The following is a 20,632-nucleotide window of genomic DNA, read 5'->3' on the forward strand; positions in this document are numbered from 1 at the left end:
CCAGTGCACCGGACGAAATCAACGCGTCGCCTGCCGAACCGCCGGTCGACGCCCGCAAGGCCGCGGTAGAAGCCGCCATCGCCCGCGCTAAAGCGAAGAAAGCGGCGCAGACCAGCGCCAGCGCACCGGACGAAATCAACGCGTCGCCTGCCGAACCGCCGGTCGACGCGCGCAAAGCCGCAGTGGAAGCTGCCATCGCCCGCGCCAAAGCGAAGAAAGCGGCGCAGGCCAGCGCCAGTGCACCAGCCGAATCCGATACATCGCCTGCCGAACCGCCGGTCGACGCCCGCAAGGCCGCAGTGGAAGCTGCCATCGCCCGCGCTAAAGCGAAGAAAGCGGCGCAGGCCAGCGGCAGTGCACCCGACGAATCCGATACGTCGCCTGCCGAACCGCCGGTCGACGCCCGCAAGGCCGCAGTCGAAGCCGCCATCGCCCGCGCCAAAGCGAAGAAAGCCGCGCAGCGCCGGGAAACCGACGATGATAATGACGAAGCGCCCGCCGCTTCAGACGATGCACGTAAAGCAGCGGTGGCCGCGGCCATTGCGCGCGTAAAAGCGCGTCAATCGCAGCAGCCTTCAGCTCAAGAGGATTAAATGGCTTTTCGTATTGCAAGTTCACCCTACACGCACAACCGCCGCAGTACCGGCACCATTATGCTGCTGGTACTCCTCGCTGCCGTGCCCGGCATGGCTGCTCAGTGGTACTATTTCGGCTGGGGCAACCTGATTCAGGTGCTGATTGCCGCCGTGGCCGCCGTGGGTGCGGAGGCCGCTATCCTGCGGCTGCGTAAGCTACCGCTGGCTGAAACACTGAAGGACAACTCGGCGTTGCTGACCGCCCTGCTGCTGGGCATCAGCATTCCCTCCCTGGCCCCGTGGTGGTTGGTGGTGATCGGCACGCTGTTTGCGGTGATTATTTCAAAACACCTTTACGGCGGCCTGGGGCAGAATCCGTTTAACCCGGCGATGGTCGGGTATGTGGTCCTGCTGATCTCCTTCCCGGTGCAGATGACCAGCTGGCTGCCGCCAGACAGCTTGCAGGGCATCACGCCCGGCTTCGGCGACACTCTGAGCATGATCTTCCATTTCCATACGCTGGACGGTCACACCATGCAGCAGCTGCAGGTAGGCATTGACGGCATCAGCCAGGCGACGCCGCTGGATACCTTCAAAACCGGCCTGCGTGCCGGACACAGCGCAGAGCAACTGCTGGCCCAGCCTATTTACAGCGGCGTGCTGGCCGGGCTCGGCTGGCAGTGGGTCAACGTGGGTTTTCTGCTGGGCGGGGCCTTCCTGCTAATGACGCGCAGTATCCGCTGGCATATTCCGGTCAGCATGCTTGTTTCCCTGGCATTCTGCGCCACGCTGGGCTGGCTGATTTCGCCCCAGAGTTTAGTATCGCCGGTGATCCACCTGCTTTCCGGGGCAACGATGCTGGGCGCATTCTTTATTGCCACCGATCCGGTGACCGCATCCACCACTAATAAAGGTCGCCTGCTCTACGGTGCACTGATTGGCCTGCTGGTCTGGCTGATCCGCAGCTTTGGCGGCTACCCGGATGGCGTGGCGTTTGCCGTGCTGCTGGCTAACATCTGCGTGCCGTTGATTGACTACTACACGCAGCCGCGCGTCTACGGCCACCGGAAGGATAAATAATGCTGGATGCCATTCGTAAAAACGGTGTCACGCTGGCCGTTTTCGCCGCCATCACTACCGGCCTGACGGCCGTAGTGAATACCGTCACCAAACCGACGATTGCTCATCAGACCGCGCTTCAGCAAAAAGTCCTGCTGGACCAGGTGGTGCCGCCGGAGCTGTACGATAACGCCATTCAGCAGGAGTGCTACCTGGTCAGCAACCCCGCGCTGGGTAACGGCAGTCCTCACCGCCTCTACCTGGCACGTAAAGGGGATAAGCCGGTGGCTGTGGCGATGGAAACGACGGCCCCTGACGGCTATTCGGGAAATATCCAGATGATCGTGGGCGCCAGTTTTACCGGTACGGTATACGGCACCCGGGTGGTGGAACACCACGAGACACCCGGCCTGGGCGATAAAATTGATCTGCGTGTTTCTGACTGGATCAACAGCTTCAACGGCAAACGGGTCAAAGGCCCTGACGACAGTCAGTTTGCCGTGAAGAAAGACGGCGGCGAGTTTGATCAGTTTACCGGGGCCACCATTACTCCGCGAGCGGTGGTGAATGCGGTAAAGCGCACAACGCTGTATATTGAAACCTTACCGGGGCAGCTGTCCTCGCTGCCAACCTGTGGAGATGACAATGAGTGAAGCAAAAACCCTGCTGGTCGGCGGGCTGTGGAAGAATAACTCTGCGCTGGTGCAACTGCTGGGGCTCTGCCCGCTGCTGGCGGTGACGTCTACCGCCACCAATGCCCTGGGTCTGGGTCTGGCGACCACGCTGGTGCTGACCTGTACTAACAGCGCCATCTCTCTGTCGCGCCGCTGGGTACCGTCTGAAATCCGCATTCCTATTTATGTGATGATTATTGCCGCGGTGGTGAGCTGTGTGCAGATGCTGATCAATGCCTATGCCTACGGCCTGTATCAGTCACTCGGCATCTTTATTCCACTGATTGTGACCAACTGTATCGTGGTGGGCCGCGCAGAGGCGGTGGCATCGAAAAGCAGCGTACCGCTTTCGGCGCTGGACGGCATGGCCATCGGTCTGGGTGCCACCAGCGTGATGGTGGTGCTGGGGTCGATTCGCGAAATTATTGGCAACGGCACGATATTTAACGGCGCCGATCTGCTGCTTGGCCCCTGGGCGAAAGCCATGCGTATTGAAGTGGTTCACTTTGACTCGCCGATGCTGCTGGCCATGCTGCCGCCCGGGGCCTTTATCGGGCTGGGGATGCTGCTGGCGGCCAAATATCTGATTGATAATAAAATGAAACAACGTGCCGCCCTGAAAGCCGAAAGAGAGGCGCAGGCGCTACCGGATGGGAAAACAGGTGTACTGTGAATAAGGATAAGCGTCAGGAGATTTTAACCCGGTTGCGGGACAATAACCCGCATCCCACGACAGAGCTGATGTTCACCTCGCCGTTCGAGCTGTTAATTTCTGTTCTGCTCTCCGCACAGGCCACAGACGTCAGCGTCAATAAGGCCACGGCAAAGCTTTATCCCGTGGCCAATACCCCTGCGGCCCTTCTTGCGCTGGGTGTGGATGGGCTGAAAACCTATATCAAGACCATCGGCCTGTTTAACAGCAAGGCGGAGAACGTGATTAAGACCTGCCGGATTCTGCTGGAGCAGCACGGCGGCGAAGTGCCGGAAAACCGTGAGGCGCTGGAAGCCCTGCCCGGCGTGGGGCGGAAAACCGCTAACGTGGTGCTGAATACCGCCTTTGGCTGGCCGACTATCGCCGTTGACACGCATATTTTTCGCGTCTGCAACCGTACCCGTTTTGCCCCGGGTAAGAACGTGGAGCAGGTGGAGGAAAAACTGCTTAAAGTGGTGCCAAAAGAGTTCAAAGTTGACTGTCACCACTGGTTTATCCTGCACGGGCGCTACACCTGTATTGCACGTAAACCGCGCTGTGGCTCCTGCCTGATTGAAGATTTATGCGAATATGATGCTAAAGTAGAGGAGTAGGCGCTAAGACATACCTGCACAAGCCCTTAAAAAAATACTTTTATCCTCTTTATGACGGCACGTCGCGGTCATTATTCAGAATAGAGAGTTTGCTATGCAACATATTATTGAAGGTTTTCTTAACTTCCAGAAAGACATTTTCCCACACCAGAAAGAGTTATTCCGCAGCCTTGCGTCAAGTCAGAATCCTAAAGCGTTGTTCATCTCCTGCTCCGACAGCCGTCTGGTGCCAGAACTGGTGACCCAGCAGGATCCGGGACAGCTCTTCGTGATCCGTAATGCCGGTAACATCGTTCCTTCCTTTGGCCCTGAGCCTGGCGGCGTTTCCGCCACCATCGAATACGCCGTGGTAGCACTGGGTGTGACGGATATTGTGATTTGCGGCCACTCTAACTGTGGCGCGATGAAGGCGATTGCCACCTGCCAGTGCCTCGATCCCATGCCTGCCGTGGCTCACTGGCTGCACTATGCCGATGCCGCAAAAGCCGTGGTCGATAAAAAGACCTACAGCAGCGAAGAGGAAAAAGTGAATGCGATGGTGCAGGAGAATGTCATTGCGCAGTTGAACAACATCAAGACCCACCCTTCCGTCGCCGTGGGCCTGCGTAACAATGCGCTGCGGCTTCATGGCTGGGTGTACGACATTGAAAGCGGGGCTATCCGGGCGCTGGATAAAGACAGTAAAGAGTTTGTGCTGTTGTCAGAAAATCCAAACGTCTGCTTCGAATAATTCTGCCATTACGGGGCGACCAAAAAAACCGGTCGCCCCGACGTAACAGGAAATGGCACGGGCTGACCTGACGTTCCGGTCAGCCCGCCTGTCATTAACGAGGTAACTGATAATACGCTGCTTCTGACAGTGGCAGCGGGGCTTTGCCACGGATCGCGTCAGAAATTTTCTCGGCAATCATCACCGTCGGAGCATTCAGGTTACCGGTGGTGATCTGCGGCATAATGGACGCATCCACCACGCGAAGATGGTGCATCCCATGGACACGCCCTTCTGCATCAACAACGGCCATCTCATCCGTCCCCATGGCACAGCTGCCGCACGGGTGATAGGCAGTTTCCGCATGTTCACGGATAAACGCATCAATCTCTTCATCGCTCTGCACGTTAATACCCGGCTGTAGCTCCTCACCGCAGTATTCTGCCAGCGCAGGCTGACGCATAATTTCACGTGTCAGACGCACCGCATTACGGAACTCTACCCAGTCGCGCTCTTCAGACATATAGTTGAAGAAGATTGACGGCGCCGCGTACGGGTGTTTAGAGGTCAGCTTGATGCGGCCCCGGCTCATCGAGCGCATGGGCCCCACGTGTGCCTGGAAACCGTGCTGTTTCACCGGGCTGCTGCCGTTGTAGTTGATTGCTACAGGCAGGAAGTGATATTGCAAATCCGGCCAGTCGGGCTGGTCATCGCTACGGATAAATCCGCCCGCTTCAAACTGATTGCTGGCACCCACGCCGGTTCCGTTAAACAGCCACTCGGCACCGATCGCCGGCTGGTTCCACCACTGCAGGGCCGGATACAGACTGACCGGCTTCTTACAACCGTACTGCATATACACTTCCAGATGATCCTGCAGGTTACGGCCGACGCCCGGCAGCGCGTGAACGACATCAATATCCAGCTCGCGCAGCCACTCTTCCGGGCCCACGCCGGAGCGTTGCAGGATCTGCGGAGAGTTGATGGCACCGGCGCACAGCAGCACTTCCCGGCGCGCCTGAGCCTCTTCCTGCCGGCCGTTGCGCAGCCAGGTGACCCCGGTGGCGGTTTTACCCTCAAACAGGATGCGGTCGGTCTGTGCGTGGGTGACGATAGTCAGGTTCTGACGCTGCTTCGCCACATCCAGATAGCCGCGTGCGGTGCTGGAACGGCGGCCTTTCGCCGTCACCGTCCGATCCATCGGGCCAAAACCGTCCTGGCGGTAGCCGTTCAGGTCGTCGGTTTCATGGTGTCCGGCCTGCTTCGCCGCATCAATGAACGCCCGATACAGCGGATTATTTCCCGCTTTCGGGGTGGTCACGCTGAGATAGCCTTCTCCCCCGTGCCAGTCGTTTTCGCCAATGTCCCGTTTTTCCGCACGACGGAAATACGGCAGGCAGTTCAGATAGGACCAGTTTTCCAGACCCGGCTTACTGGCCCAGTTATCGTAGTCCATCGCATTACCGCGAATGTAGCACATGCCGTTGATCAGCGAAGAACCGCCCAGCCCTTTACCGCGACCACACTCCATGCGGCGGTTGTCCATGTGCGGTTCAGGATCGGTTTCAAATGCCCAGTTATAGCGTTTACCCTGGAGTGGATAAGCCAAAGCGGCTGGCATTTGGGTACGGAAGTCCCAGCGGTGATCTTTACCGCCTGCTTCCAGTAACAGTACCGATACGTCAGCATCCTCAGTCAGTCGGGTTGCCAGCACGTTGCCTGCGGAACCCGCCCCAATAATGATATAGTCAAATTTCTGCATTAAACCTCCGGAAAACGGCCGCGACGCAAACGCCGCGGCGAAAAATCAGAATGCGGATGGATAGTCGCCCATCTCAATCAGAACAGATTTTGTTCGGGTATAGTGATGCAGTGTTTCCAGGCCATTTTCCCGACCGACACCGGACTGCTTATAGCCACCAACCGGCATCGGTGCCGGTGATTCACCCCAGCTGTTGACCCAGCAGATCCCGGCTTCGAGTTGATGGATCACCCGATGTGCGCGGTTCAGTGAGGTCGTGAATACGCCGGCAGCCAGGCCATACTCGGTATCATTGGCGCGACGGATCACTTCCTCTTCATCGTCGAATGCCAGGATACTCATCACCGGACCAAAAATCTCTTCCCGCACGATACGCATGTCGTCGGTGCAGTCGGTGAACACCGTTGGCTCAACGTAGCAACCTTTCGCCAGTGGGCCTTCGGTGATGCGTGAACCGCCAGCCAGCAGGCGCGCGCCTTCCTGCTTACCCACTTCCAGGTAAGAGACGACTTTCTGGCAATGCTCTTCACTGACCAGCGGGCCAAAGTTCACCGCCGGGTCAGTCGGATCGCCACAGTGAATGCCCGCCATTTTTTCCTGCAGGCGCTGTTCAAAGGCCGGCAGTAGCGAACGCTGCACAAAAACGCGCGTACCGTTGGTACACACCTGGCCGCTGCTGTAGAAGTTCGCCATCATCGCACCATCGACCGCGCGTTCCAGCTCGGCATCGTCAAACACCACCAGCGGGGACTTACCCCCCAGTTCCATGGTCACAGACTTCAGGTTCGCCAGGGCCGCATCGGCCATCACGCGCTTACCGGTGTTCACTTCCCCGGTGAAGGAGACTTTAGCAATGCCGCTGTGCTGGCTCAGGCCCTGACCGACGGCCCCTGCGCCCTGCACCACGTTAAATACGCCATCCGGCAGGCCTGCCTCAGTAAAGATTTTAGCCAGTTCCAGCACGCTCAACGGCGTCACTTCACTCGGCTTAAAGATCATCGCGTTACCTGTCGCCAGCGCCGGAGCACTTTTCCACATCGCAATCTGGATCGGATAGTTCCAGGCGCCGATGCCCGCGCAGACGCCCAGCGGTTCGCGACGGGTGTAAACCAGCGCGGTATCACGCAGTGGAATTGACTCCCCTTCAACGGCGACGGCCAGACCGGCGTAATACTCCAGCACGTCGGCCCCGGTGACGATATCGACCACAGAGGTTTCACTGATGGGTTTACCCGTGTCCGCCGTTTCCAGCTCTGCCAGCGCCTGGTTGCGCTCACGCAGCAGGGCAACCGCTTTCAGTAATACGCGGCTGCGCTCTACCGGCGTATAGCTGCGCCAGATGCGCTGGCCGGCCTGGGCAGAGGCGACGGCGTCATCAATATCCTGTGGGCTGGCAGCGGTGATTTCAGCCAGCACGTCGCCGTTGGCAGGATTGACGGTGGTGAACAGTTCGCCATTACCCGGCACTTCGCGTCCGTTGATGTATAAACCGTGGCGTTTCATATCGGCCATGTCTCCTCCTTTCAGGGGGTGGGTGCGCTGTTCAGCCACAGCGCAAGATTTTGATAACAAAGCGTGCGGGCCTGCTCCAGGCCCTGTTCCATCGGCTGCGGGGCCAGCGTCATACGCAGCCACACGCCATCGATCACTGCCGCAAGGCTTGCGCCGGCGGCACGGGCCTGATGCTCAGGCAGAACACGACGGAAATGCACCGTCAGATTGGAATAAAGGCGGCGGTCATTCATCCGCTGCAGGCGGTGCAGATTAGGCTGATGCAGGCTGTTAGCCCAGAATACCAGCCAGGTTTTCAACACCGGTGCGGCTATCTGCGTGACATCAAAATTCGCATCGATGATAGCCCGGATTTGTGCAGCCGGATCAGGCGTCGCTTTATGCCGGTGATGCTCTAATGCTACATAGAGATCGGACATAATCTGGCGCATACAGGCATCAAGCAGACCGTGTTTATCACCAAAATAGTGACTGACGATCCCGGTGGAGACGCCGGCCTCTTTCGCTATCACGGCCAGACTGGCCTCTGCCAGCCCAACCCGGTCAATCACGGTCAGCGTTGCGTTAATCAGCTGCGCCTGACGAATTGCCTTCATTCCTATTTTTGGCATCGCTTCATTGGTTTTAACTATTGAATGAGACCTAGTGTAGTGTTTTTATATTGAACGTTCAATCAATAAAAAAAATAAGACGCTAAAATGGTTCATTTACAACGAGAATTATCATTCTTTATGTGATTTTAATCACATAAAGCGCTTTTATCTGCATTCACTGCGTCTGCGCCCGGGTAATAACCTGATAAATCACTCTATTTTTTTATAAAAGCAGCCCATGCAACTAACAATTCACCAAAAAGCAGAATTTATAATCGCACCGCAATGAGTCAGGACGATCCTCCTCATTCCGTGCAAATTCACCACAATGTTAAATATATTCATCTGCTAAAAAAGCAAAAAATAGCATCTATCACTATAAGTTTAGCAAAACCCTGCTATTAAGGCTGTTATTTTCACCGACAGCGATATTGAAAAAATGCTTGCCTCAGCGCCAACAATCAGCTAAATTATTCGGCGTTTTTCCCTTTCTTATAACTATAAGGTGAGCGCACGTCCCGCGTTACACCGACTTATTTCCTGTCTCGAAACAGGTCCTGAATTCAGAGGTACTAGTGTCAACTGCAAACAAAAAACCTGAGGCTGCAAGCCTCAACGCGTTTAAGCAACCGCGGTCGTTTTATCTGATCTTCTCCATTGAGTTATGGGAGCGTTTCGGTTACTACGGTCTGCAGGGAATTATGGCCGTCTACCTGGTGAAAATGCTGGGGATGTCCGAAGCGCAGTCGATCACCCTGTTCGCCTCGTTCAGCGCACTGGTCTATGGTCTGGTGGCCGTCGGGGGCTGGCTGGGTGATAAGGTGCTGGGCACGAAGCGCGTTATCGTACTGGGTACCCTGGTGCTGGCGCTGGGTTATGCCCTGGTGGCCTGGTCGGGTCATGATGTCAGTCTGGTCTACATCGGTATGGCCACGATTGCGGTCGGTAACGGCCTGTTCAAGGCGAACCCGTCTTCTCTGCTGTCGACCTGTTACGATAAAGATGACCCTCGCCTTGATGGTGCATTTACCATGTACTATATGGCGATCAATATCGGTTCCTTCTTCTCGATGCTGGCCACGCCATGGCTGGCGGCAGAGTTTGGCTGGAGCACCGCTTTTGCGCTGTCGTTCGTCGGGATGCTGATCACCCTGGTGAACTTTATGTTCTTCCGCAAATGGGTTAAAAATCACGGTTCTAAAGCGGACTTTGCCCCGCTGAATATTGGCAAGCTGCTGGCAACGCTGGCCGGGATTGTGGTGATGATTACCCTGGCGACCTGGCTGCTGCACAATCAGGACATTGCCCGTCTGGTGCTGGCGGTGATCGCTATCGGTATCGTGCTGGTGTTTGCCAAAGAAACGTTTGCCCTGCACGGCCACGCACGCCGTAAGATGATTGTGGCCTTTGTGCTGATGGTGCAGGCGATTGTATTCTTCGTGCTGTATATGCAAATGCCTACGTCGCTGAACTTCTTCGCCATCCGTAACGTTGAGCACACTATTCTGGGTATTACCTTCCAGCCCGAGCAGTTCCAGGCCCTTAACCCATTCTGGATTATGATTTTCAGCCCGCTGCTGGCGGCGCTGTATAACAAAATGGGTGACCGCATGCCAATGCCACATAAATTTGCGCTGGGCATGCTGCTGTGCTCTGGTGCCTTCCTCGTGTTGCCGTTGGGGGCGTCACTGGCTAATCAGATGGGTATCGTGTCGGTCAGCTGGCTGATCCTCAGCTACGCGCTGCAGAGCGTGGGAGAGCTGATGATTTCCGGGCTTGGCCTGGCCATGGTGGCCCAGCTGGTTCCTCAGCGTCTGATGGGCTTTATTATGGGCTCATGGTTCCTCACCACTGCAGGTGCTGCGATGGTGGCCGGTAAGGTGGCGAACCTGATGGCCGTTCCGGAAAACATTACCGATCCGCTGCAGTCCCTGCACGTTTATGGTGACGTCTTCCTGAAAATTGGTATTGTCACCGGCGTGATCGCCGTGCTGATGATGCTGACCGCACCGATGCTGAACCGGATGACGCAGGGCGAAGCCGCTGCGCCAGAGAAAGCCAGCGTCTGACCACTGCGGGCAGAATGAAAAAAGGGCGACAGTGATGTCGCCCTTTTTTTATCATGAGGAAACAGAACGCGCGTTATCGGCGTATTCTACGGCGGTCCCGGCGGCAGGAAGCAACTGCCGCAGTCGCAGGATACGCTGCGGTGTCACCGTCCAGTAACGCTCAGTCCGCCCTTGGCCGGCCGGCTGCCAGACGATTTCGGCCTGTCCCTGGATATGCAGTGCTGCCCCCTGATGAAAGTCCATAATCAGCAGTGCACAGCGGGGCTCCAGCAGCAGGTTCCCCAGGGTATTCATGTAGCGATTTCCTGCAAAATCCGGGATGAACAGTGTTCCCTCCCGGAGCGCAATAGACCCCGGCATACCTCCCCGGTGTGAGATGTCTGCCCCACCCGTCTCCTGCTGGCGGGGCGCATAGCTGGCTACAAAGAAGGTATCGGCTGCGGCGATCAGATAGCGGGCATCTGCATCCAGCACCGCCAACGGCTCCACCAGTACCTCCCGGCGGCATGACTCTGACGGCAGTAAGCGCCGCTGAATATACTGTGGGCAGTTGCCAAAACTCTCCTGCACGCGCAGCACCACCCGGTCGTCACTGAGGGTGTCCACCACCCCGTTGACCCGGTTACGGCGGCGGCTGGCCAGGTCGATTCCCAACCCCCCTACGGCCATGCCCGGCCGGAGTACAGGTAGCCAGGGCAGCGCCCCGACAGCCTCACGTTGCAGGCAGAGGTCATGTGCATTCGGGGTGGTTAACAGCCCCGGCCCGCCGTGGATCACGCCGGCAACCGGGTAGCCGCTGTCATCCAGCACGCTAAGATAAAAGGTCTCCAGTCCCTGAAAAAACAGGCGGTGCTGTGCCGGCATCTGCGGGTATACCGCGGCGCTGACTCCCGCGTAGCCAGCCTGCTGCTGCGCCAGCCTTTCCCCCGGATGAAACATATTATCCCTCCGCAGGCAGTGGCAGCGGCGGTAAGCCAACAAACCCCGGCAGAGCCTCAACCTGCCGCAGCCAGGCCCGGATCGCCGGCCAGTTCTGCAGGCTTATCCCCCCCTCCGGCGCACAGGCAACGTAGGCATAGCAGGCTACGTCGGCAAGCGTTGCCCGCTGCCCCACCAGCCACTGACGATCGCTGAGGTGCGACGCCAGCTGGGGCAAAAACTTCATTGCCACATCGTGGGCGCTGGCATAGTTTTCCGCTGTGCTGAACTGCCTGATCAGGCGCGCAGACGCCACGCCATAGCGGATTTCTCCCGCCGCTTTAGCCAGCCACTGATGAACCTGAACCTCTTCTGCCAGATCCTGCGGCAGCCAGCCGCTGTCCGGCGCATAGCGTTTCACCAGCCAGAGCAGAATCGCGTTGCTGTCGCTAATGACCGTACCGTTATCCACCAGCACCGGCACCTGTCCGAGCGGATTCAGCGCCAGAAAATCCGGGCTTTTTCTCACCCTGGCATCGGCCTCAACCCAGTCGGCTTTCAGCCCCAGCAGACTGAGCAACAGCCGCACCCGGTGGACGTGCCCGGACAGTCCGGTGCCATACAATGTTAATGAATGCATTATTACCTCCTGTTTTTAGTCAGCATACTCTTGCTGAAAACGAGGTAAACAGGCAAAAATAGCAATTCATAATTTCAATTCCTGGAAGAATCATGGACAGGCTGGATGAGATGGCGGTTTTTGTGGCGATTGTGCAACAGGGGAGCCTGGCCGCCGCCGCGCGAGTGCTGCGGCGCTCTCCCCCCGCCATCACTCGCGCGCTGACCGCGCTGGAACACCGCCTCGGCGTTATGCTGGTCGAACGAACGACCCGCCGGCTTTCGCCGACCGCCGCCGGGCTGGCACTCTTTGAGAGCGCAAAGAGCCTGCTGGAGGATTATCAGCAGGTCATGCTGACCACCACGCGCAATACGCTCAGTGGTAAAGTGTGCCTGACCGCGCCGGTACAGTTTGGCCGCCAGCATATCGCCCCGCTGGTCATGACGTTTCTCGAGCGGTACCCGGATATTGAGATTGAGCTGCTACTCAGCGACAGCTACCAGGATCTGATTGAACAGGGGCTGGATATGGCGGTACGTATCGGGCAACTGCGTGATTCATCGCTTGTCGCCACCGAGGTGGGACAGGTTTACCGCATGCTGGTCGCCAGCCCGGCCTACCTGATGCGGCACGGCCACCCGCAGCGCCCCGCCATGCTGACTCAGCATCACCTTATTGCCGGAAACACCCCCTCTGTGCAGAGAGAGTGGCGCTTCGGTTCTGATTCACAACAGGAAAGGGTACGCATTACACCAAGACTGAGCGTGAATGAAGTGGAAACACAGTTGATGACCGCCCGTGCGGGTCAGGGCATTGCGCGACTGCTCTCGTACCAGGTCTATGAAGACCTGCGGCGTGGAACGCTGTGCGAAGTGCTGACGGATTATCGCCCTCCTCCGGTACCGGTACAGCTGGTGGCGCAGAATGTGAAGTATATGCCGGCAAAAGTGCGGGCGTTCTGGGATCTCGCCCGTGCCACCCTACCTGAGCTGGAAAGCCTGCGGGAACAGACTTTGCGCCCGGTTAAATAATCAGCAAAAAACCTGTTCCGGATGGCGCAGTTGCGCTGACTTTTCGCGCCCGGGGCAGTAAGCTAAAGACACTGTCAGTCCATGTAAGGAGCAAGCCATGAAGCTGTTCTGTAAACCGGGTGCCTGTTCACTGTCACCCCATATTGTCCTGCGCGAATCCGGTTTTGATTTCACCCTGGTGACGGTTGATACCCAATCGAAGAAAACAGAACAGGATGAAGACTACCTGCTGATTAACCCCAAAGGACAGGTGCCTGCACTGCAGTTGGATGATGGCTCAGTGCTGACCGAAGGGGTGGCGATTGTTCAGTACCTTGCCGATCTGAAACCCGATCGCCAGCTGCTGGCCCCTTCCGGTAGCCTGACACGTTACCATACTCTGGAGTGGCTGAACTTTATTGCCACGGAACTGCACAAAGGGTTCAGCCCGCTGTTTCGCCCCACGACGCCGGAGGAATATAAGGCTATAGCCCGGGAGCAACTCGAGCAGAAATTCCACTACGTGAATACCGAATTAAAAGAGAAGCAGTGGCTGATGGGGTTGCGATTTACGGTGGCGGATGCCTATCTCTTTACCGTTACGCGCTGGGCACACACGCTCAGGCTGAACCTGAGTGAACTGGAGGCATTAAACGCATGGTTTGAGCGGGTTGCCGCGCGTCCCGCCGTTGCGGCTGCACTGAGTGCCGAAGGGCTGAACTGAGGGGTAACGGGCAGGCCTGAAACACACCTGCCCGTGGTCAGAGCGGCTGATTTACAGTTTTTCTGCGGCAAAAAACTGTTGCGGTTCGGCAATGGCCTGCTGTGCCGCCACCAGCTGCAGTTCGTATTCGCCCATCTGGTGAGTCTTCAACATCACTTCATACACGGCGGCGGTCACGTGCTCCAGTGCCTGCTGCAGAGACAGCCCGTGCAACAGATCCACCAGCAGCAGGCCGCTGGTCAGGTCACCCACGCCCACCGGTTGACGCACGCCAAAGTCAATCAGCGGACGGGCAATATGCCAGGCCTCATCCGCCGTCACCAGCAGCATCTCAAAGCGGTCGCTGCGATAGCCCGCACGTGCCAGATGTTTCACCAGCACCACTTTCGGCCCTCTGGCAATCAGCTCACGCGCGGCGGCTACCGCCTGCGCCACGTCGCCCACCTGGCGACCACTGAGCATTTCCAGCTCCAGCAGATTTGGCGCAATAATGTCACTGGCCGGTAAGGAAGCGTGGGCATGAAACTCTGCCACGCCGGGCGCCACGATACAGCCCTTTTCAGGGTGACCCATTACCGGGTCGCAGAAGTACCAGGCATCCGGGTTAGCGGCTTTAACCATACGCACGATCTCAAGGATCGCCTCTCCCTGTTCGGCCGACCCCAGATAACCACTTAATACCGCATCACAGGTCTTCAGGCGGTCAATATCACCAATGCCTCGCGCAATCTCTGTGAGATGGCTGGCCGGCATCACCGCACCTGCCCACTGGCCGTACTGCGTATGGTTGGAGAACTGTACAGTGTTCAGCGGCCAGACGTTTGCGCCCAGCCGACGCATCGGAAATTCTGCCGCGCTGTTTCCGGCATGGCCAAATACCGTATGCGACTGGATGGAGAGAATGTTTTTCATCGTGCTAACCGACCTTCCTTGCCATTAAAAAAGCCGGCGTTAACCGGCTCCGGGACGGGGCTTAACCTCGCCCACTCATTTTTATTTCCAGCTGATTAAGCTGTAGTTCTTTTTACCACGGCGCAGCAATGTGTATTTGCCGTAGAGGCGATCGCCGTCACTGAACGCATATTCTGCATTGGTTTGCAGACTACCGTTAATGCTGACCGATTTGGCGTCGATCAACTTACGTGCCTGGCCGCGGGAGGGTGCAAGTTCAGAGTCTACCAGCGCCTGCTGAAGATCCTGACCGCTTTCCAGCTCAACGCCTGGCATACCGTCCTGCGCCAGTTGTGCCAGGTCCTGTTCAGTCAGGTCACTCAGAGCCCCCGAGAACAGGCTCTGGGTGATGCGCTGTGCCGCCACCAGACCGTCATCGCCGTGGACCAGTCGCGTGACCATTTCGGCCAGTACATACTGTGCGCGTGGGGCTTTGCCACTGTTTTTGTCTTCCTCTTCCAGCGCATTGATCTCGTCCAGGCTCAGGAAGGTGAAAAACTTCAGGAAGCGGTAAACATCCGCATCGGCGGTATTGATCCAGAACTGGTAGAACTTGTAAGGACTGGTTTTTTTCGCGTCCAGCCAGACGGCGCCGCCTTCGGTTTTACCAAACTTGGTGCCGTCAGACTTGGTGATCAGCGGCACTGTCAGGCCAAATACCTGGTTCTGATGCATACGGCGCGTCAGGTCAATACCGGAGGTAATGTTACCCCACTGGTCAGAACCGCCAATCTGCAGAACGACGTCATGACGCTCATTCAGGCAGGCGAAATCATAACCCTGCAGCAGATTATAAGAAAACTCAGTGAAGGAGATCCCCTGATCGTCACGATTCAGACGCTGCTTCACCGCTTCTTTATTGATCATCTGGTTGACCGAGAAGTGCTTACCAATATCACGCAGGAAGGTGAGCACGTTCATGCTGCCAAACCAGTCGTAGTTATTGGCGGCAATGGCACTGTTGCTGCCACAGTCAAAATCGAGGAAGGGAGCCACCTGATGGCGAATTTTTTCCACCCATTCATTCACGGTGTCGCTGGTATTCAGCTTACGTTCGGCCGCTTTAAAGCTCGGGTCACCAATGAGTCCGGTCGCGCCACCCACCAAAGCCACTGGCTTGTGTCCGGCATCCTGAAAACGTTTCAGGCAGAGTAACGGCACCAGATGCCCCAAGTGCAAGCTGTCGGCAGTCGGATCGAAGCCACAATAGAGAGCGATTGGGCCCTGTGCCAGCCGTTCTGCTAACGCCTCTTCATCCGTTACCTGGGCGACAAGGCCCCGCTCTTGCAATTGTTTGATCAGGTTACTGCTGGCCATCTAAGACTCCATGTGAAAAGTCTGCACCTATGCTGGTACACAGCTTTCCGCTGAAACGCGGAGAAAAAATAAGGGGTATAGAATAAAGGGCCGGACGGCTCCGATCCAGCCATTCAGGGCATTATTTCCTTTATCAGGGTGCCAGACGATCAATTTTCCACGCGTCACCTTCGCGCTGGTAGAAAAAACGATCGTGCAGGCGGTGCGCCCCACCCTGCCAGAACTCCATGGAGTCCACTTTTATCCGGAAGCCGCCCCAGAAACTCGGCAGTGGGATTTCACCCTGCTGGAACTTCTGCTTAAGCTCGAGGAATTTGCCTTCAAGAATACCGCGTGCAGAGATGCGGCTGGACTGTTTTGACACCCAGGCACCCAGTTGACTGTCACGTGGGCGGCTGTGGAAGTATTTCAGTACCTCCAGCGTAGAGAGACGCTCAACACTGCCCAGCACCATGACCTGGCGCTCCAGCATATGCCACGGGAACAACAGGCTGATTCGGGGATTTTTTTCCAGCTGCTGTGCCTTACGGCTGCCGAGATTGGTGTAAAACACCAGGCCCTGGGAGTCGAAGTGTTTCAACAGCACAATACGCTGATACGGTTGCCCCTGCTCATCCACCGTTGCCACGCTCATGGCCGTCGGGTCAGGTAACTGTGCTTCAACCGCCTGGTTGAGCCAGTGTTCAAATAGTGTCAGCGGGTCAGCGGGAAGATCCTTACGGCGCAGGCCGCCCCGGGTATATTCACGCCGCAGGTGGGCAATTTGTTGCAGATGGTCGCTGTCTGTCATCGCTCTGGCTTCTGATGGGTGGGGATAAGGCATTGTGCGCCGTACCCCACAATTGTTCAATGGGTTAACTCGCTGGCTGCTGGAGCTGGCAGTCGTTGATAATGACCTTGTCATTGCGTTCAATAAAGGCGCTGTCACCTTTCGACCAGAACACGTAATGACCATCCCCATAACGCGCGCCGGACGCCGCTGGCAATTGCTTCAGCACCAGCGGCTGCCCATCGAGGATCAGTTTCACTTCACTTTTGCTGTTATCCAACTGAACCGTTAATGGCAGCGTGCCACAGGTATAGTGCAGCGTGCTGACCTGCTCCTCTGACCCTGTTTGAAAATGGCTGCACCCTGACAATGCCACCATCACTCCTGCGATATACCACTTTTTCATTGTTCATTCCTTGTAAGTTACGTCGGTCTGCCAAGGTTAAAACGTCACTTCAGGGGATGCAATCAGCGCAGGGGACGATTTGCCGGGAATATTGCCCCGATGACACTGGCTTCACGCGCGCCTGTCACCGACGGGAGATTGCCCGGCAGACCGCACAGTGTGCACCAGGCGAGCCAGGCAAAAGCCAGCGCTTCCATATCGTCTCCGCTGATACCCGCTTTGTCGGTGCTCATCACTTCTGTTCCTGCCAGCAACGCGGCCAGACGCGCCATCAGCTGAGGATGGTGAGCCCCTCCGCCACACACCATGAGCCGATCGCAGCCGCCACTGAGTTGTACCTGTTGTGCAATGGTAGTGGCCGTCAGCTCGACCAGCGTAGCCTGAACATCCTGCGCAGGCAGGCCAGGCCAGGCTGACAGCTGTTGTTCCAGCCAGCTCAGATTGAAATATTCCCGTCCGGTGCTTTTTGGTGCACTCAGTGCAAAGTAGGGATCGCTCAACATTTGCTGGAGCAGTGGCAGGATGACTCGCCCCCCGGCACCCCATGCGCCGTCTTTATCATAGGGTTTGCCCTGCTGACGCCAGACCCACGCATCCAGCAGCATATTGCCGGGCCCGGTGTCAAAACCGCGCAGGCTCTGTCCGGGTAACAGCAGGGACAGGTTAGCAATGCCACCGATATTTAACACCATGCGCCGTTCTGTTGGATGCATCAGCACCGCGTGATGAAAAGCAGGTACCAGTGGGGCACCCTGGCCACCCAGCGCCATATCGCGACGGCGAAAGTCACCCACGACGGTGATACCGGTAGCCGCCGCAATCTGGTTGTTATCCCCAATTTGCAGCGTATTCGGCGCCTCTCCCTGCGGTTCGTGCCAGACAGTCTGACCGTGACAACCTATCGCGGTGATGTCTTCACCGGTTAACCCCTGCTTTTTCAGCAGCCCCTGCACCGCTTCAGCAAACAGCCGTCCGAGACGGGTGTCCAGTTGCCCCAGCTCTGACAGCGTTAGTGACTGTCCCTGACAGATGGCCAGAATCTGCTGACGTAATCCCGGTGGGATCGGATGACTGTAACTGGCCTGCTGCGCCACAATCTGTTTATCAATCACTGCCAGCACCACGTCAATGCCATCGAGGCTGGTGCCGGACATTACGCCAATAAAACGCCCTGATTTCATGCCTGTGCCTTATCCCCGCTGCGGGGCGTCAATGTCATTTTGCCAGCCTGGCAAAATTACCCCGGCAATTCTATGATTTAGTGATCTTTTATTCATCCGAATAACGATCCGGCACTTTTTGTTTGTGATTGAATCGATGTTTAAGTGGCATGGACTATCTTTCTGCGGTGGTTTTTCAAACTAATAGTGAGAAACGCAGGTCTTGTACCTTATAATAGCGTTATCGACCGCTGCCCGATGCGCAGCAGCACCTGCTACACATAGGAGTTTTAATAATGATGATGCGTTTATTAGTCGTGGCGCTTGCCGGGATAACGCTGGCTGGTTGTGTGAATGACAATACACTGTCAGGTGATGTTTATAGCGCCTCTGAAGCCAAGCAAATTCAGACCGTGACTTACGGTACGCTGGTGTCTGTTCGTCCGGTGCAGATTCAGGGCGGTGATGACAGTAATGTCATTGGTGCGATTGGCGGTGCCGTACTGGGTGGCTTCCTCGGTAATACCGTCGGCGGTGGCGCCGGGCGCAGCCTGGCCACGGCGGCAGGTGCTGTAGCCGGTGGCGTGGCAGGCCAGGGTGTTCAGGGCTCGCTGAATAAAAGCCAGGGCGTAGAGCTGGAAATCCGTAAAGATGATGGCAACACCATCATGGTGGTACAGAAACAGGCCTCAAGCCGTTACGCCGTTGGCCAGCGCGTCGCTATGGCGTCAAACGGCAGTCAGATCACCGTTTCACCGCGTTAAAAAGCAAAACTACCTGTAAAAAACCGGCTTCTGATGCCGGTTTTTTTATTCATCTCTTCCCTGAAGCTCCAGAATATTTTTTTCCAGCCTGGCGATAAGCGTGACCATTTTGTCGATTTCGGGCTGGGAAATACCGGCCAGAATATCGTCACGCGTGGCATCAATCACGTGCTCGACCTGATTGATAATAGGTTCCGCCTGTGCAGTGAGGCCAATACGCTTGGCTCGGCGATCGTTAGCACAGGTGCTGCGCGTAATCAGCCCTTTCTCTTCCAACTGATCGAGGGTACGCACCAGTGACGGTTGTTCAATCCCAATCGCCTTCGCCAACTGGATCTGTGACTGCTCGGGAGGTAACTGGTGGATGTTATGCAGCGTCACCCAGTGGGTCTGCGTCAGTTCCAGCGGTTTTAATCTCTGATCAATTAATGCGCGCCAGATCCGCACAAGCCTTGCCAGGTCCGTTCCCAAAGGCGTATCCAATTTCCACTCCTTATAATTAGCTTGCTAGCTATCAAGCATGATTTTAGACTATTCTGCGAGTTTACAGGACAAAATACAAATTCATCATCTGTGATGGACGTATTCCGTTTGCCCTCGCTTGCGAAGCGCTGACCATAAGGATTGAGTGTGTAATAACGTCGATATTGCCTGCTACCAGCCCCATTACCGAACTGGTTTTCGGGGATTCTCTTTTTTTTCCACCGCTGTTCAAATCCGTTCTCCTTGGTTTTTTCTTCTGGCTGTTGATTCACCCGCTGCTGCGCGACTGGATGTATTCAGGTGAGATTTGGCATCCCACTTTATTAGACCTCTCCGTGTTCATTCTTTGCATCGCCGCCTCGCTTGGGCTGCTCATCATCGGGTAACTACATGAAACTTAGCTCATTAAAATATTTTTCTACGCTGATTTTCTTCACGGCAGCCCTCCTGGCAGGCTGGTGGCTGTGGAATTTCTACATGCAATCTCCGTGGACGCGTGACGGGAAGGTCCGCGCCGAACTGGTGAATATCACCCCTCAGGTTTCGGGGCGTATCACCCAACTGCTGGTGGAGGATAACCAGTTTGTCACGAAAGGAACGCGCCTTTTTACCCTGGACGATGAGCCCTATCGTATCGCCATACTGAATGCAGAAGCCCAGCTGGCAAAGGCACATTCAGACTTAATCAAAGCGCAGCATGAGGCGCAACGACGTCAGAATCTGCCTCGCAATGTGATTTCAGCCGAGGATCTGGATGTTGCCGTGCTAACGGTCAGGACGATGGAAGCCACAGAGAAGGCAGCAAAAGCAGAGCTGGATCGCGCGCGCTGGAACCTTTCTCAGACAGAAGTCTTTGCGCCTACGGACGGCTGGATAAACAATCTTGAAACTCGTGTCGGCAACTACGCCAGCACCGGCGCGCCCCTCTTTGCACTGGTGGACAGCCACTCCTTTTACATCATGGGCTATTTTGAAGAGACAAAGCTGCGCCACATCCAGGCAGGCGCCCGCGCAGACATTAAGCTTTACAGTACGGATGAACAGTTGACTGGCACAGTGCAAAGCATTGGCCGCGCCATTTATGATCAAAGCGTGGAATCCGACAGCGGTCTGGTGCCGGATATCAAACCCAACGTCCCCTGGGTCCGGCTGGCACAGCGTGTGCCGGTACGCATTCGTCTGGATCCCATTCCGGGAAATATGACCCTGGTCGCCGGAACAACCTGCACAATTTCTGTCCGCCAGTGAGGAAT

General features: G+C 56.5%; 22 protein-coding genes and 1 pseudogene. 12 read left to right on the top strand and 11 right to left on the bottom strand.

Annotated features, from left to right (window positions below; translation table 11 throughout):
* From EPE01S_RS23590 to EPE01S_RS04635, 6 genes and pseudogenes are all read left to right on the top strand, one after another.
* Nucleotides 1–593, top strand: a pseudogene (locus EPE01S_RS23590) (electron transport complex subunit RsxC); the annotation flags it as partial.
* Entirely contained in the window at nt 594–1,655 is a 1,062-nt protein-coding gene (rsxD, locus tag EPE01S_RS04615) for an electron transport complex subunit RsxD (protein ID WP_062743435.1), read from the top strand.
* A complete protein-coding gene (gene rsxG, locus EPE01S_RS04620; protein WP_062743436.1) occupies nt 1,655–2,287 on the top strand; it encodes an electron transport complex subunit RsxG in 633 nt (210 codons plus the stop codon). The genes rsxD and rsxG overlap by 1 nt, the downstream gene beginning before the upstream one ends.
* Nucleotides 2,280–2,981: an electron transport complex subunit E gene (locus EPE01S_RS04625; RefSeq protein ID WP_062743437.1), complete on the top strand. Its 702-nt coding sequence runs from the start codon at nt 2,280–2,282 to the stop codon at nt 2,979–2,981. The genes rsxG and EPE01S_RS04625 overlap by 8 nt, the downstream gene beginning before the upstream one ends.
* Nucleotides 2,978–3,613: an endonuclease III gene (gene nth, locus EPE01S_RS04630; RefSeq protein WP_062743438.1), complete on the top strand. Its 636-nt coding sequence runs from the start codon at nt 2,978–2,980 to the stop codon at nt 3,611–3,613. Before EPE01S_RS04625 ends, nth begins: the two co-directional genes overlap by 4 nt.
* 94 nt (nt 3,614–3,707) lie before the next feature.
* Complete coding sequence (locus EPE01S_RS04635) at nt 3,708–4,343, top strand: carbonic anhydrase (protein ID WP_062743439.1); 636 nt, start codon at nt 3,708–3,710, stop codon at nt 4,341–4,343.
* 94 nt (nt 4,344–4,437) lie between these two features.
* On the opposite strand, the gene betA is transcribed toward EPE01S_RS04635, so the two are convergent.
* Genes betA through betI form a run of 3 tightly spaced genes read right to left on the bottom strand, consistent with a single transcriptional unit; the run spans nt 4,438 to nt 8,207 of the window.
* Complete coding sequence (gene betA, locus EPE01S_RS04640) at nt 4,438–6,084, bottom strand: choline dehydrogenase (protein ID WP_062743440.1); 1,647 nt, start codon at nt 6,082–6,084, stop codon at nt 4,438–4,440.
* A 45-nt stretch (nt 6,085–6,129) separates the two neighbouring features.
* Complete coding sequence (gene betB, locus EPE01S_RS04645; protein ID WP_062743646.1) at nt 6,130–7,587, bottom strand: betaine-aldehyde dehydrogenase; 1,458 nt, start codon at nt 7,585–7,587, stop codon at nt 6,130–6,132.
* Nucleotides 7,588–7,607: 20 nt separating this feature from the next.
* On the bottom strand, nt 7,608–8,207 hold the full coding sequence (gene betI / locus EPE01S_RS04650) for a transcriptional regulator BetI (protein WP_062743441.1): 600 nt from the start codon (nt 8,205–8,207) through the stop codon (nt 7,608–7,610).
* 557 nt (nt 8,208–8,764) lie between these two features.
* Here betI and dtpA point away from each other — a divergent pair.
* Complete coding sequence (dtpA, locus tag EPE01S_RS04655) at nt 8,765–10,258, top strand: dipeptide/tripeptide permease DtpA (protein WP_062743442.1); 1,494 nt, start codon at nt 8,765–8,767, stop codon at nt 10,256–10,258.
* A gap of 51 nt (nt 10,259–10,309) precedes the next feature.
* On the opposite strand, the gene EPE01S_RS04660 is transcribed toward dtpA, so the two are convergent.
* Together EPE01S_RS04660 and EPE01S_RS04665 are read right to left on the bottom strand one after the other, a co-directional pair.
* Nucleotides 10,310–11,197 (bottom strand): pyridoxamine 5'-phosphate oxidase family protein, encoded by an 888-nt coding sequence (locus tag EPE01S_RS04660; RefSeq protein ID WP_062743443.1) that lies wholly within the window; start codon nt 11,195–11,197, stop codon nt 10,310–10,312.
* Between the two features lies 1 nt (nt 11,198).
* Complete coding sequence (locus tag EPE01S_RS04665; protein ID WP_062743444.1) at nt 11,199–11,816, bottom strand: glutathione S-transferase; 618 nt, start codon at nt 11,814–11,816, stop codon at nt 11,199–11,201.
* A 92-nt stretch (nt 11,817–11,908) separates the two neighbouring features.
* Between EPE01S_RS04665 and EPE01S_RS04670 the strand changes: the two genes are divergently transcribed.
* Nucleotides 11,909–12,826: a LysR family transcriptional regulator gene (locus EPE01S_RS04670; protein ID WP_062743445.1), complete on the top strand. Its 918-nt coding sequence runs from the start codon at nt 11,909–11,911 to the stop codon at nt 12,824–12,826.
* 97 nt (nt 12,827–12,923) lie between these two features.
* Nucleotides 12,924–13,529: a glutathione transferase GstA gene (gene gstA / locus EPE01S_RS04675; RefSeq protein ID WP_062743446.1), complete on the top strand. Its 606-nt coding sequence runs from the start codon at nt 12,924–12,926 to the stop codon at nt 13,527–13,529.
* A gap of 51 nt (nt 13,530–13,580) precedes the next feature.
* Here gstA and pdxY read toward each other — a convergent pair whose 3' ends face one another.
* The 5 genes from pdxY to anmK form a co-directional block, all read right to left on the bottom strand.
* Complete coding sequence (gene pdxY, locus EPE01S_RS04680) at nt 13,581–14,441, bottom strand: pyridoxal kinase PdxY (RefSeq protein ID WP_062743447.1); 861 nt, start codon at nt 14,439–14,441, stop codon at nt 13,581–13,583.
* A gap of 81 nt (nt 14,442–14,522) precedes the next feature.
* Entirely contained in the window at nt 14,523–15,797 is a 1,275-nt protein-coding gene (tyrS, locus tag EPE01S_RS04685; protein ID WP_062743448.1) for a tyrosine--tRNA ligase, read from the bottom strand.
* Between the two features lie 133 nt (nt 15,798–15,930).
* Nucleotides 15,931–16,587 carry a pyridoxamine 5'-phosphate oxidase gene (gene pdxH, locus EPE01S_RS04690; protein WP_062743449.1) on the bottom strand — a complete coding sequence of 219 codons (657 nt, stop codon included), beginning with the start codon at nt 16,585–16,587 and terminating at the stop codon, nt 15,931–15,933.
* 64 nt (nt 16,588–16,651) lie between these two features.
* A complete protein-coding gene (locus tag EPE01S_RS04695) occupies nt 16,652–16,972 on the bottom strand; it encodes an MliC family protein (RefSeq protein ID WP_062743450.1) in 321 nt (106 codons plus the stop codon).
* A gap of 62 nt (nt 16,973–17,034) precedes the next feature.
* Nucleotides 17,035–18,153: an anhydro-N-acetylmuramic acid kinase gene (gene anmK / locus EPE01S_RS04700; protein WP_062743451.1), complete on the bottom strand. Its 1,119-nt coding sequence runs from the start codon at nt 18,151–18,153 to the stop codon at nt 17,035–17,037.
* A gap of 275 nt (nt 18,154–18,428) precedes the next feature.
* Between anmK and slyB the strand changes: the two genes are divergently transcribed.
* Nucleotides 18,429–18,896, top strand: coding sequence for an outer membrane lipoprotein SlyB (gene slyB / locus EPE01S_RS04705; protein WP_062743452.1), 468 nt, complete (start codon nt 18,429–18,431; stop codon nt 18,894–18,896).
* 45 nt (nt 18,897–18,941) lie between these two features.
* Here slyB and slyA read toward each other — a convergent pair whose 3' ends face one another.
* Nucleotides 18,942–19,379, bottom strand: a complete 438-nt coding sequence (gene slyA, locus EPE01S_RS04710) for a transcriptional regulator SlyA (RefSeq protein ID WP_062743453.1) — start codon at nt 19,377–19,379, stop codon at nt 18,942–18,944.
* Nucleotides 19,380–19,543: 164 nt separating this feature from the next.
* On the opposite strand from slyA, the gene EPE01S_RS04715 reads away from it, so the two are divergent.
* Entirely contained in the window at nt 19,544–19,765 is a 222-nt protein-coding gene (locus tag EPE01S_RS04715) for a DUF1656 domain-containing protein (protein ID WP_244634629.1), read from the top strand.
* A gap of 4 nt (nt 19,766–19,769) precedes the next feature.
* Nucleotides 19,770–20,627, top strand: coding sequence for an efflux RND transporter periplasmic adaptor subunit (locus EPE01S_RS04720; RefSeq protein ID WP_062743455.1), 858 nt, complete (start codon nt 19,770–19,772; stop codon nt 20,625–20,627).
* Nucleotides 20,628–20,632: the final 5 nt, after the last annotated feature.

The organism is Erwinia persicina NBRC 102418, assembly GCF_001571305.1.
Lineage (GTDB): Bacteria > Pseudomonadota > Gammaproteobacteria > Enterobacterales > Enterobacteriaceae > Erwinia > Erwinia persicina.